The 13,001-nt window shown below is 62.7% G+C and carries 12 protein-coding genes; 7 read left to right on the forward strand and 5 right to left on the reverse strand.

The features are described from left to right. Positions 1-30: 30 nt before the first annotated feature. The 3 genes from mutM (at position 31) to dnaA (ending at position 3,023) form a co-directional block, all read left to right on the forward strand. Positions 31-843 (forward strand): bifunctional DNA-formamidopyrimidine glycosylase/DNA-(apurinic or apyrimidinic site) lyase, encoded by an 813-nt coding sequence (mutM, locus tag RMO25_RS03700; protein WP_309661255.1) that lies wholly within the window; start codon positions 31-33, stop codon positions 841-843. Between the two features lie 124 nt (positions 844-967). Further along, the gene (gene rpsT, locus RMO25_RS03705) at positions 968-1,231 is read left to right on the forward strand and encodes a 30S ribosomal protein S20 (RefSeq protein ID WP_309661256.1); all 264 of its coding nucleotides are present in this window, start codon (positions 968-970) and stop codon (positions 1,229-1,231) included. A gap of 391 nt (positions 1,232-1,622) precedes the next feature. Continuing rightward, complete coding sequence (gene dnaA, locus RMO25_RS03710) at positions 1,623-3,023, forward strand: chromosomal replication initiator protein DnaA (protein WP_309661257.1); 1,401 nt, start codon at positions 1,623-1,625, stop codon at positions 3,021-3,023. A 96-nt stretch (positions 3,024-3,119) separates the two neighbouring features. Here dnaA and RMO25_RS03715 read toward each other — a convergent pair whose 3' ends face one another. The 4 genes from RMO25_RS03715 to secB form a co-directional block, all read right to left on the reverse strand. Continuing rightward, complete coding sequence (locus tag RMO25_RS03715; RefSeq protein WP_309661258.1) at positions 3,120-3,806, reverse strand: DUF4136 domain-containing protein; 687 nt, start codon at positions 3,804-3,806, stop codon at positions 3,120-3,122. Positions 3,807-3,875: 69 nt separating this feature from the next. Next, positions 3,876-4,883, reverse strand: coding sequence for a tryptophan--tRNA ligase (gene trpS, locus RMO25_RS03720; protein WP_309661364.1), 1,008 nt, complete (start codon positions 4,881-4,883; stop codon positions 3,876-3,878). Between the two features lie 16 nt (positions 4,884-4,899). Then, entirely contained in the window at positions 4,900-6,522 is a 1,623-nt protein-coding gene (gene murJ / locus RMO25_RS03725; protein WP_309661259.1) for a murein biosynthesis integral membrane protein MurJ, read from the reverse strand. After that, on the reverse strand, positions 6,488-7,072 hold the full coding sequence (secB, locus tag RMO25_RS03730) for a protein-export chaperone SecB (RefSeq protein WP_309661260.1): 585 nt from the start codon (positions 7,070-7,072) through the stop codon (positions 6,488-6,490). The genes murJ and secB overlap by 35 nt, the downstream gene beginning before the upstream one ends. Positions 7,073-7,300: 228 nt before the next feature. On the opposite strand from secB, the gene RMO25_RS03735 reads away from it, so the two are divergent. From RMO25_RS03735 to RMO25_RS03750, 4 genes are all read left to right on the forward strand, one after another. After that, entirely contained in the window at positions 7,301-7,954 is a 654-nt protein-coding gene (locus RMO25_RS03735) for a Tim44/TimA family putative adaptor protein (protein ID WP_309661261.1), read from the forward strand. Between the two features lie 299 nt (positions 7,955-8,253). Then, entirely contained in the window at positions 8,254-9,159 is a 906-nt protein-coding gene (locus tag RMO25_RS03740) for a murein transglycosylase A (protein WP_405051832.1), read from the forward strand. Beyond that, entirely contained in the window at positions 9,140-9,649 is a 510-nt protein-coding gene (locus RMO25_RS03745) for a Smr/MutS family protein (RefSeq protein ID WP_309661263.1), read from the forward strand. Before RMO25_RS03740 ends, RMO25_RS03745 begins: the two co-directional genes overlap by 20 nt. Positions 9,650-9,734: 85 nt before the next feature. Next, positions 9,735-11,417 carry an EAL domain-containing protein gene (locus tag RMO25_RS03750; protein ID WP_309661264.1) on the forward strand — a complete coding sequence of 561 codons (1,683 nt, stop codon included), beginning with the start codon at positions 9,735-9,737 and terminating at the stop codon, positions 11,415-11,417. Positions 11,418-11,420: 3 nt separating this feature from the next. Here RMO25_RS03750 and RMO25_RS03755 read toward each other — a convergent pair whose 3' ends face one another. Next, positions 11,421-13,001, reverse strand: a complete 1,581-nt coding sequence (locus RMO25_RS03755; RefSeq protein WP_309661265.1) for a sulfotransferase — start codon at positions 12,999-13,001, stop codon at positions 11,421-11,423.

Below are 13,001 nucleotides of genomic sequence, written 5' to 3' on the forward strand. Positions count from 1 at the left end.
GCTTGGCGTCCCTTCGCCATATCGCGGGCGATGCCCGAGCTTCCCGAAGTCGAAACCACCGTTCGCGGCCTGGCCCGCGTGCTAGACGGCCGTCGCCTGGCGCGCGTCGAAACTCGCCGCTCGGACCTGCGCCGGGCTTTTCCGCAAGACTTGGGTCAGCGGCTTACCGGCGCCTCGGTGATCAGCCTTGGCCGCCGCGCCAAATATGGGCTGATCGGCACCGACCGCGGCGACACCATGGTTTTTCATCTTGGCATGTCCGGCCACTGGCGGATCGATCCCCAGGACCTTGGTCCGCATGATCATTTGCTGATCGATACGGATGACGGGAGGCGGCTGGTGCTCAACGACGCCCGCCGGTTCGGTTCGGTCGATCTTGTCGCCACCGACGACCTTGCAGAATGGCCGCCATTCGCCGCGCTTGGACCCGACGCCCTTGATCCCGATCTCGACGCGCGTTGGTTCAAGCGTGCCTTTGAAGGCCGACGGGCGCCGATTAAGCCGCTTTTGCTCGACCAGCGGATTATTGCCGGCCTCGGCAACATTTATGCCTGCGAGGCGCTGTTTCGTGCCGGCATCCACCCAGCGCGGACGGCCGACTCGATTTCGCTGGCCCGGCTCGCGCGGCTGGCGACGGCGATCCCGGCAGTTCTTGGCGAGGCAGTCGCCGCAGGTGGGTCGAGCCTGCGGGATTTCGTCAGTCCCGACGGAATGCTCGGTTACTTCTCGTCCCGGTTCGATGTTTATGATCGGGAGGGCAAGCCATGTCCATGCGGTGGGGCGGTCAATCGAATCGTCCAGGGCGGGCGCTCGACGTTCTATTGCCCGAGCTGCCAACGCTAAGAGGTTCAGCCTGCGGGCCGCTGGTTGACCCGAATTGCCCTAGCCGGTAGGGGAGCGCGACGTCGGTGCGGCCCATGGGCGCGCGCCGCTTTTCTTTTGACCAGACAAACCCGAGGACTTTTCGATGGCGAACACGCCGCAAGCCAAGAAGCGCATCCGCCGCAACGCAAATCGCGCCGAGATCAACGGCGCTCGAGTCGGCCGCATCCGGACCTTCATCAAGGCCGTCGAGTCGGCGCTCGCTGCGGGCAAGAAAGACGACGCCGCCAAGGCGCTGAAAGAAGCTCAGCCGGAGCTCGCGCGCGGCGTTGCCCGGGGCGTCATTCACAAGAATACCGCCGCCCGCAAATTCTCGCGACTGTCCAAAAGGGTCGCCACGCTGGGCTAAACCGGGCCAAGTCTCTGCCTCAAAAAGGGACATTGAAACCCGCGTCTGGAATAACGGGGATGCGCTGCGGTTTGGTCCTGAATCGGGACCTTCAAAAAAGCGAGCATTTCCGGCGATTCGCACGATCTGCACAATTAAGCTTAGCCAGAAAATCCCGGATTCCTGCGACTGTCCCGGCTTTCCGAGGGTTTTCACTGTCAAGGCTGATTATTTCACTTTTGTGAAAAAACTTGTCTTGAAAGCTTGGCCAGAGGCTTCCAGAAACGTTCCTCCGGGCGCGAGTCAAGCGTCGGGGGGCAAGAGAGAGAAACAATCACAGGCGTTGCGACTTTCGGTCGGGCGCAGCGGTTCTTTTTGTCTCGGCCAACGGAGACAGGAGGCAGGCGGGCAAGTGCAAGGCGATCGAACATTCTCGTCTTCGGAGCTCGCCGACCCACCTATCGCAGCACCGCTCGAGGCAGCCTGGGATTCGATTCGCAGCGGCCTTCGGCGTGACCTTGGCGTCCGTACCTTCGACGGCTGGCTGAAGCCCGCAATGCTTGGTGAGTTCGAGCCAGATAGCGGCTGTCTCGAAATCCTCATGCCAAGCCAATTCATGGCCGATTGGGTTCGCTCCCACTTTGGCGAACGGCTGACGCTCGCCTGGCGGACGATCTTGCCAATCGTGCGTGAAGTTCGAGTCGCCGCCGCCGCTGACGCTCCGCGGCCATCGCCGCTGTTGATCCTCGAGGAAGTCCCGGCGCCGCCGATTGCCGTGCGCGATCCGTCGGCGCCCAATTTCGATCCGCGCTATCGGTTCGAAACCTTCATTGTCGGCAAGGCCAACGAGGTCGCGGCCACCGCCGCGCGGACCCTCGCCAGCGCCACTGCGGTCAGCTTCAATCCCTTGTTCATTCACGGTGGCACCGGTCGCGGCAAGACCCATCTGCTGCACGCGATCGGCCACAGTTTTCTCGCTACCCACCCCGGCAAGCGAGTGGTGTCGATGTCGGCCGAAAAGTTCATGGTCGAGTTCATCCGGGCGTTGAAAGCGAATGATACGATCGGCTTCAAGGGTCGCTTGCGGAGCGCCGACCTGTTGCTGATCGACGATGTGCAGTTCATCGCTGGCAAGGATTCCACCCAGGAGGAATTCTTCCACACCATGAACGAGATCATCACCGCCGGACGGCGGCTGGAGATCACTTCGGACCGTGCCCCGCAGGACCTCGATGGCGTTGCTCCGCGCATCCTCTCGCGGCTGTCATGGGGCCTGGTCGCCGACATCAACGCCGCCGATTTCGAACTTCGGTTCAACATCATCGAAGCCAAGTTGGGCGCGCTCCCGGGCGTCGCGATGCCGCGCAATGTGGTCGACTTCCTGGCCCGGAGGGTGACCTCGAGCGTGCGCGAGCTGGAAGGCGCTTTGAACCGCATCGCCGCTTATGCAATGATGACCGGGCGCGCGATTGACGTCGCCTTCGTCGAGGAAGTCCTCGCCAATGTCTTGCGGGCTAACCAGCGGCGCATTTCGATCGACGAAATCCAGACCCAGGTCGCCGAACATTATCGCATTCGCAAGGCCGAGATGACGTCGGCCCGGCGGGCCCGCGAAGTCGCCCGTCCGCGCCAGGTTGCAATGTATCTGTCGAAGCAGTTGACGCCGAAGTCCTTGCCCGACATCGGCCGGCGTTTCGGTGGCCGCGATCACACCACCGTCATTCATGCGGTCAAGCAAATCGAACGATTGCGCGCCAACGACGCCGAACTCGACGCCGACATTCGGCTTCTGACTCGCCAGCTCGAGGGCTGAGCGCACCAACTTCTCCGGTATCCCGAATAACCGAAGTAAAGGCCCGGCCGGAGCGATCCGACCGGGCCTGCTGCCTTGTCCTCGGCTCAATCGATTTCAGTATGCGCGCGCCTGCGCCGGAGCACGTCCGGGCGGCGGCACGGTGATTTTGACCGTCTCGCCATTGCGGCCCGGGAACCCGGTGAACATCGCTTCGACCAGATTGGGCACGATCCGATTGAGGTCATCGGTCGACGAGCGCGCCCGGGCGTGGCCTTCGAAAACCGACTGGTTGTCGCCCTTGCGACGAATGTCGAGATCGAGGTTGCTCTTATACTCGATATACCGGCGGTCGTTGCCACCGTACCAGAACGGATCGTCCCAGCCGTAGTAAAAGGGACTGTGGTAAAGGCCGAAACGCGAATAGGAAGGACGGTAGAATCCGCCGTAGCCAAACCCGCCAAAACCGTACCGATCGTATGCGAAGGGGTCGGAAACGTATTCGGTGGTTCCCCGGTCGACGCCGTAGCCGACGTTGACGATCAGACTGGCCGCCTGCGCGCTGGCTGCGGGCGCATATCCTTGCGCGGCCATGGCCTGGGCAACGTAGCTGCCGAACCTCTGGAACTCGAGACTGCCGCTAAGGCGCGCATCCATCGGCACAACAAAAAACGTCTGCCCGGCGGGCGCCGGCATGGCTTGATAACGGGCAACCTGGGTCGGGAAACCGGTTGCGCAGCCCGATAGGCCGATCGCGCTTGCTCCAATGAGCATGGCCCCGGCCAACTTGGTGATGCTGTTCATGGCGTGCCTCGAGTCGAAAATCCTGTGGATATCCGGACGCTTAATATCGAAACTGGCCTGAACTGTCGATTAAGCGTTGCGCGACCGGGACAGGCCGACGGCGTCATACGTTCGCGCCAGGGTGGGGGCAGCTAGCGCCGCTGCTTTGCCGGCGCCGTCCGCCAGCAATTTATCGAGCATCGCGGGATCACGACGGAACTCCTCGAGCCGCGTCCTCAAGGGCGCAACCAGCGCAACCACCGCGTCGGCCAGCGCCGGCTTGAAGGCGCCGAAGCCTTGGCCGGCAAAGCGAGTGAGCACTTGCTCGACACTCTCGTCGGTTACCGCGGCATAGATACCGACGAGGTTGCGGGCTTCTGGACGCGAATCGAGAAGCGTCGAATCGTCGGGCAGCGGCTCGGCATCGGTCTTCGCCTTGCGAATCTTCTGTGTAATCAATTCATCATTGTCGGTGAGGTTGATCCGGCTCATGTCCGACGGGTCGGACTTGGACATCTTCGCATTGCCGTCGCGAAGCGACATGATGCGCGCGGCCGATCCGCCGCCGATGTACGGCTCCGGCGGCACGAACAAATCAACGTCGAAGTCAGTGTTGAACTTGATCGCGATGTCGCGCGAAAGTTCGATGTGCTGCTTCTGGTCGTCGCCGACCGGCACATGGGTCGCGCGATACAGCAGGATGTCGGCCGCCTGGAGCACCGGATAGGCGAACAGTCCGAGCGACGAGCCCTCGCGGTTCTTGCCGGCTTTGTCTTTCCACTGGGTCATGCGGTTGAGCCAGCCCATGCGCGCCGTACAGCCGAGGATCCAGGCCAGCTCGGCGTGGGCCGGAACCGCGCTATGGGCGAAGACGATCGACTTTTTCGGGTCGATACCGCTGGCGATCAGCGCCGCTGCCATTTCGCGGACGCTCGCGCGCAGCTGCACCGGATCGACGTCGACGGTCAGCGCGTGCAGGTCGGCCAGGAAATAGAGGCATTCGGCTTCATCCTGCATCCGCACCCAGCGCAGGATTGCCCCCAAAAGGTTGCCGAGGTGCAGGTCGCCGGTCGGCTGGATGCCGGAGACGACGCGCATCGGCGGACGGTCGGCTTCACCCGGCATCGGTGTAGGGCCTCCTGCGCTTCAACAGCGATCGAAGCTCGTTCTTGTCGGTGCCGCCGAGTACCCACACCAGCGGAAAATAGACCGCCATGCCACCGCCAACGATGGCCATCACGCCGGCCAGGCGATGCCCGACCGATCCCGCGAACCAGTCAGCAAGGACCATCCGGATGATGACCAGGGCCGCGACCATCGCCGCCCCGGCAATCAGCTGCCGGACAATGCGCGAGGCGAGCCACGCCTCGATCCGGAAATGCCCGCGCCGGTGGAGGATCACATAAAGGATCACGCAATTGAGCCACGAGCAAATTGCGATCGCCGAAGCGAGGCCGGCAATCCCGAACCGCGGGATCAACGCGAAATTCAAGCCAATATTGGCCAGCAGTACAATGCCTGCGGTCTTGACCGGAGTTGCCGTGTCCTGGCGCGCGTAGAAGCCTGGCGTCAGCACCTTGACCAGCACATAAGCGGGGAGGCCCATGACGATGATCGCCAGTGTCAGGGCGGTGATCGAAGCGTCACCCGCGCTGAATCGCCCACCCTGGAACAGCGCCGACACCAGCGGCCCGGCGCTGACCGCCAACGCGAGTGCCGCGGGCAAGCACAACAGCATCGCCAGTTCGGCGGCCTGGCCCTGGACACGCGCTGCTTTGTCCGCCTCGCCGGCGCCGACGTGGCGGCTGACCTGCGGCAAGATAGCGGTGCCAAGCGCTGCCCCGATCACGCCGAGCGGCAGCTGGTTCAAGCGGTCGGCATAGTTGAAATAGCTCATCGCGCCGGTGCCGATCCGGGTCAGGAAGAAGGTGTCGATGAAAGCGCTGATTTGATAGACGCCGGCACCTAGCGTCGCCGGAATGACAACGCGAACGAATTGACGGACGCCGGGGGTCATGCGGGGTCTTCGTAGCTTCAGCACGATGCCGGCCCGGGCGCAGGCGGCCATCAGCAGCCCGATCTGCAACACGCCGCCGGCGGTCACCGCGATCGCCAGCGCGGTGGCGGTCACCTGGCCGCCGGTCGGGACGAAGATCAGCGCTGACAACATGGCCAGGTTGAGCAGCGCCGGAGCGAAGGCGGCGGCGGTGAACTTGGCGAGTGAATTCAAGATGCCCGAAAACAGCGAAACCAGGCTGATCAGGATCAGGTAGGGGAAGGTGATGCTGGTCAGGAAGGTCGCCAGCGCAAGCTTCTCGCCATGGTAGCCGGAAAGAAGGGCGACGAACGGCCCCATGATGACTTCGAATACCAGCGTGAACAGGATCAACGTTGGAGCAAATACCGCCAGCACTTCCTCGGAGAAATTCTTGGCCTCGGCCTCGCCGTCCTTGCCGTGCAACCGCTGGCTGTAAAGCGGCACGAAGCCAGCCGAGAACGCGCCTTCACCGAACAAGCGGCGGAAAGTGTTGGGGAGACGGAAGGCGACGAAGAAGGCATCGGCCTGCCAGCTCGCGCCCATCACCCGCGACATTAGCATTTCGCGGGCAAACCCCGCGATTCGGCTGACCAACGTCAGGCCGCCGATCGTTCCGGTGGCCCTGATCAGGTTCACCGGCGCGAGCTTGCGCTGAGGACGCGGCTCAGGCGTCGTCGGTGGCGTCGGTTGGCTCGGCATCGCCGCTCGATTCTCCACCAAAGCTCGCTTCGCCGCCAGTCTCTCCCGTCGATCCATTGCCGCCGGAGTCGACCTGCGCCTGCTCGGTTGCCTGCAGCTGCGCCATGTAGGCGGCACCGAAGTCGATCGGGTCGAGCAACAGGGTTGGAAATCCTGAGTTCTGCGCGGCATCAGCAATGATTTGGCGCGCGAATGGAAAGAGCAAGCGGGGCGCCTCGATCAACAGGAACGGCGGCAACGCCTCCTGCGGGAAATTGCGCAGGCCGTAGAGGCCAGCATAGCTCAAATCGATCAGGAAATGGACACCCTGTTCCGAGCGCGCCGCCACTTCGATCTTGAGCATAACCTCGTGGACGTCGTCCGCGACGGCGTTGACGTTAATGTTGAATTGCACCTCCAACTGAGGCTGGGCCTGCCACTGGAATGCTTGCGGTGAACTTGGGCTTTCGACTGATAAATCTTTGATATATTGAACGATTGTTGCGACCTGTGGATCGCTTTCCGGATCTCCGGAACCATTTCCGCGATTGATCGGGTCCTGGTCGGCCATGCTGCTTCGTCCTTCGAGGATATTGTGGGTTGGTCGCGGACCCTGAAACCGGGGCCGCGCGTTGCGGGGGCGACTAGCAGTCGTGGAAATTGGGCGCAATGGCGACTGGCGCGTTGCCAGTCGGATGCTCTACCATTGGGTGAGAATAGTGAAATGGTTTGGGCTAGACTTTGAACTCGGCGCCTTGCGCATTATGTTGTGGGCGAATTAGGAAGGATCGGATCAAGCTTGGCCGTCATTGTCATCCTCGCACTGGTTGCACTGTTCATTGGCCTGCGCCTCTATAGCGTATTGGGTGAGCGCACCGGGCATGAGCAGCAGCCGATCCTGAAGCCAGCCGATCCCGATGCGATGGTCGAACCACGGGCCGCTTCGCCTTCGATGGTCCCGCCGAGCATCGGCGACGCCGGCGACATGGCCTATCTGCCGACCGCTGGCCCGGCCGTCCGCGCGATCCTGGCCGCGGATTCAAGCTTTAATGTCGCCCATTTCCTGGAAGGCGCCAAGGCGGCCTATCGGATGGTGCTTGAAGCTTATTGGAAGGGCGAGCTCGACGGCGTAAAATCGCATGTCGACGGCCATGTGCTCGAAGCATTCAGCGACGCCGCCGCCCAGCGCAAGAAGGAGGGCCTGACGCTCGACAATCGGCTGGTGGCGATCGAGCAAGCGGTGATTGCTGAAGCCGCACTCGAGAAGACCGTTGCGGTGGTCACGGTCCGGTTCGAGGCCGACATCGCTGCAGTGACTCGCAACAAGGCGGGGGAGGTCGTCGCCGGCTCGCTGAGTGATGCAGTGCAGACGCGCGATCTGTGGACCTTTCGCCGCGACTTGGCGGCGCGCGACCCCAACTGGCTTTTGATCGAAACCGACGAGGAAGAGTGAGTCGCTCGGCTCGCGTTCTCGCGCTTTTTTCGCTCGCATCATTGTCGGCCTGCGCAACCCGACAGCTACCGCCTGCGGAAGTGGCGCCCATAATCCCAGCACCAATCCCCACTCCGACGCCAGCGCCGATCCCGGTTCCGGCTCCAGCGCCGGCACCTACCCCGACATTCACTAATGCAATCGCCGCCGGGGTGACGCTGACCCCAGCCAAAACCCCCGGCCCGGACGAGGCAAGCCGCGCGCTATCGGCATTTCGGCTGAGTTGCCCCGCGCTACTGCGCCGCAGCGACCGGTCTGGCTTGGCTCAGCCGGGTGACTGGCGAGGCGTTTGCGCCGAGGCCGCAACCCTGCCCGATGTTTATGCGCCGGGCTTCTTTTACTATCGGTTCGACTGGGTCAGAGTCGGCGACGGCAAGGCGTTCGCGACCGGATATTATGAGCCGGAGATCAGCGGTTCGCCGGTCAAGACAAGCGGGTCCGCAGTGCCGATATACCGCGTTCCGCCCGACCTCATTCGCTGCACCCGGGCCGATGGTGGCAACGGGCGCGGGCGGATCGCTTCCAATGGGCAATGCGTGCTCTATTTTACCCGCGCTGAAATCGACGATGGTGCGCTTGCAGGACGCGGGCTGGAACTCGCCTGGGCCGCCGACCCGGTTGAACTCTTCTTCCTTCAGATCCAGGGTTCGGGCCGGGTCAAGCTTCCCGACGGATCAATCTTGCGGGTCGGTTATGCCGATCAGAATGGCCGCGACTATGTCGCCATTGGCCGTTTGCTCCGCGATCGCGGTATCCTGCCTCCCGGTGGCGCCTCGATGCAGGCGATCGTCGATTGGATGCGGGCCAACCCGGAAGCGGGCAGGGCGCTGATGCGCGAGAATTTGTCCTACATCTTCTTTAGGGAGCTCAACGGGCCGCCGCTCGGCGCCCTCGGCGTTCCTGTCACCGCGCACGGAACAGTCGCTGCCGATCCGGCCTTCGTGCCGCTCGGCGCGCCTGTATTCCTGACCCTCGATCGCCCCGAGGCCAGCGGCCTGTGGGTCGCCCAGGACACCGGCGGGGCGATCAAGGGGCCCAACCGCTTCGATACATTCTGGGGCGCCGGCGCCGACGCGACCCACACCGCCGGCGGCATGTCGGCCGCGGGCCAGGCCCTGATTTTGCTGCCCAAAAGGAGCACGGCGCGTGCGCCCGCTCAGCCCTGAAGAAGCCGCGCTTTGGGCGCGCGTCACCGCGACCATTCGCTCGCTCTCGCGACGGCCAGAAACTGAACTCAAGCAAGCGGAAACTGTTCAGGCAAAGCCGCCATCGCCGCAACCGCTTCGCCGGGCGGCGGCACCGCCGCCACGTCCCCAACCTGGGACCACGCTCGACGGCAGCTGGGACCGAAAATTACAATCGGGTTCGGTGGTGCCGGATCGCATCCTCGATCTGCACGGCCACAGCCTTGATCGGGCGTGGAGCGCGATCGACTTGGCCTTGGAGCGCGCGATCGACGACGGCGACCGGGTTTTGCTCTTGATCACTGGCCATGAGCGGCCCGGGTCGGCTCCGGTCCGCCGAGGTCAGATTCGGGCTGCCGTCCACGACTGGCTGGCGGTGTCGCGGCATGCCCCTCGGATCGCCGCGGTCCGCGCGGCCCATTCCCGCCATGGCGGCGGCGGCAGCCTCTACATAATTTTGCGCCGCGGTTAGTTGCGCCCACTCCACATTTTCTTAACCGCTCTGATGTAATTGCCGGTGGAGACGGAACTACCGTCCGCGGGGCGCAAACTTAGCGATGAAAGAAGGCACGGCCCAGAAAGTCAGCAACGCGCTTTTGTCCGGCGTGGCCGGCTTTGCTTCGTTCATTTTTTCTCTCGTTGCCTTGCTTTATCTTACTGAATTCGATGCAAAAATTATTGCTTCGCTGGCCGCGGGCGCATTCTGCCTGCTTATCAGCTACATCGCATCAGAGCGCCCCAATAGCGAAAACGCCCGGGCGCTCGCCGCCCTTGGTGACCGCCTGCTGGCGGTCGAGGATGGCGATCTTATTTCGCCCGCGCCCCCCTTGGTTCGCAAAACCATGCCCAAGATTGCGGCCGCGGTAGATACGCTTTTCTCCGAAGTGCGCGCGTCCATCGAGAATGCTCACGCTCTCGGCATGTATGATCCAGTGACCTCGCTCCCCAACCGCCTTCATTTCCGCTCCGAAGCGGACAAGCTGCTCGGCGAAATGCTACCGGCGGATCAGTCGGCGATGCTGTTTGTCGATCTCGACCGTTTCAAGTTGGTCAATGATAGCCTTGGCCATGCCCGCGGTGACCAGCTGTTGATCATGGTCGCCAACCGCCTCCGCGTAGTGGTCACGGCGGAATTTGGCGAGGCTTTGCAGCGCCGGCCGTTATTGGCGCGTCTCGCCGGCGATGAATTCACGCTGTTCTTTCCCGATATCAAGTCAGCAGCGGAAATCGAGCGCGTCGGGCGCCGCATTGCCCTCGCGATCGCCGAGCCGTTCGAGCTTGGCGGCCACAGCGTCGATATCGGTGCCTCGATCGGTGTGTCGATCTGTCCCGACAACGGGACGACGATTGAAACCCTGATGCGCGCGGCCGACATCGCGATGTATCATGCCAAGGCCAGCGGCGGCGGCAAGCATTGCCTGTTCAATGACGCTCTGGCCGCCGAGCACCAGCAAAAAGTGGAAACGGAGCGGGCGCTGACCGAAGCCGTCCAGCGCGATGAGTTTATCCTCGCCTTTCAGCCCCAGCTGAGCCTCGTCAGCGGCGAAATCGCCGGTGCCGAGGCACTGCTTCGCTGGAACCATCCGCGCGATGGCCTGCGCTTGCCGGGGACATTTATTCCGATCGCTGAGAAAACCGGGGTGATCACCGACATCGGCGATTGGGTGATGGCTGAAGTCGCCTCGGTGCTCAGTTCCTGGATGGCCGACGGCGTTGCCCGTCGGCTCGCGTTTAACGTTAGTCCGCGGCAAATCGATCGCGCCGATTTCTTCGCCCGAATGCGGCAGTGCTTTGCCGACCATGCGGTGCCTTTGTCACTGGTCGAGCTCGAGTTTACCGAGAGCGCGGCAATGGAAGTTTCCGACACGGTGCTAGCCGAAATCGCCAGTCTGCGAGCCGACGGCGCCACCATTGCTATCGACGACTTCGGGACCGGCTACTCCAACATTGCGCGCCTGCGGACCATGCCGCTCGACCGAGTCAAGCTCGACCCGTCGCTGATTGCCGACATCGAACATTGCGAGCGCGCTCGGGTGGTCGTGCAAGCGGTCATCCACCTGATTCGCGGGGTCGGCTGCGAGATTGTCGCCGAGGCCGTCGAAACGGTCGCCCAGGCCGACATCTTGCGGGCCATGGGCTGTGATGTCGTCCAGGGCTTCATCTTCGCCCACCCAATGTTCGAAGACGAGTTCCTCAACTGGACTACCAACCCCCAGCGCAGCTCGCGCTCGGTCGCCTAGCGTTCAGTCGCTGGCGAGAGGCCCAAGCGCGTCATGCAACGGGCCAAGCCATTCCGCATAGGGTTTCCACGCGCCAACGCCTTCGCGGTTGAGTGGGCGGCGGACCTGCTCGACGCTGGGAGTGCGAATGGTTCGCTTGGACTCGTAGAACCGCAAGAGCGATGAATCCCATTCCAAATTGAGATAGTCCAATGCCTGACGCAGAATCGGCTCGGCGTCCGCGATGAGCTCTTCATAGCGGATGAAATGGATGAGCCCTGGTGCGATCGATCGCAGGTAATCCGTCATGCGAACGTGATCGACATAGGCGGAGCCAATGTGGCGCTGCGAGAATGAGGACGAATGCGCGCGTGAGAAATAGTGGATATAATTGGAAAAGCAGCAATCCATCGCGTCGCGTCTAATCTCGATGAAGCGGGCTTGGGGAAGAATCCGGCGAATGAACGGGATCTCCGTCCAGTTCATCGGCATCTTGTCGATGAAATAGCGCGGCCGCCCTTTCCAGTGCAACGAAGCCCGGTGCATGTAATCTTGACTGAACGCTTTCGCTTCGTCCGAGCTCATCTCGAGGACCATTTCGGGAACCGTGAGTGGCCGGCGGCAAGTGTGGATCTCGAGGGCGCTTCGGACCAAGGCCCGGACATAAGGAAGCTCGCCGACGGCCTCGATGTCCGGATGCTGGTCAAGCATCTGCTCAAGCAAGGTTGAGCCGGCCCGCGGCATGCTAATCAGAAAGACCGGCGTTGGCGTGTCGATTGCCGTCACCGTATCCGGCTGCGTGAAGAAGTCCGGGCCAAACAGGCGTTTGATTTGATCGACCTCGGCGCTCAGTTCCTCCGGTACGTAATTGATGGTCGTGGCGCGCAGGCTATTGCCGGTTTCGAAATGCCGGAAGGCCTGCTCGTAGAGTTTTCGGTCGTGAAAGGCCCGGCCGAGCGCGAAGTGGATCGGAATGATGTTGCGTTGGTCGATCGCGATCTCCAGCGCGGAGGTCATGATCGCGACGTCTTCGTCGGTGAGGATCTTGGTCTTGATGTTGGCCAGCGCCCACCACGCGTCTCCGTATTCGGGATCGGTAGTCACCGCACGGCGGAGAGCCGCGATCGCTTCGTCATTCCGGCCGGCCCAGCGGAGGCTGTTGCCGTAAGCGAGCGAGTTGCGTGGATTGAGCGGATAAGCGGCGACGAGCTGTTCGTGCTCGCGGAGCGCTTCGTTATTGCGGCCAAGCTTGTCGAGGATGACTGCTTTTGCCGCCTGGATGTCTGGATCCCGAACCTGTTGCTCAAGGACGATGAAGGCGCTTAGCGCGTCAGCCAGCCGTTCCTGGCGATGCAGTACCGACGCGAGCTCGCGTTGGACTTCAAGCGCACGCGCGCCATGCGCAATCGCCTGCCGTAGAAATTGTTCGGCCTGAACCAGCGCGCCAGTTTTGAGCGCGATCGAACCGAGAAGGGCCAGGCCGCGCGGCTCGTTCCTGTGTTCGCGCAGATGCCGGATGACCATCGCGGACGCAGCGTCCATCCGATTGTCCGCGAGCGCCTTTTCCGCCTCGTGAAGGTGAGGGTAGGCGGCGATCACGCTCAT

The sequence above is a fragment of the Sphingomonas sp. genome, assembly GCF_031361285.1.
GTDB lineage: Bacteria > Pseudomonadota > Alphaproteobacteria > Sphingomonadales > Sphingomonadaceae > Sphingomicrobium.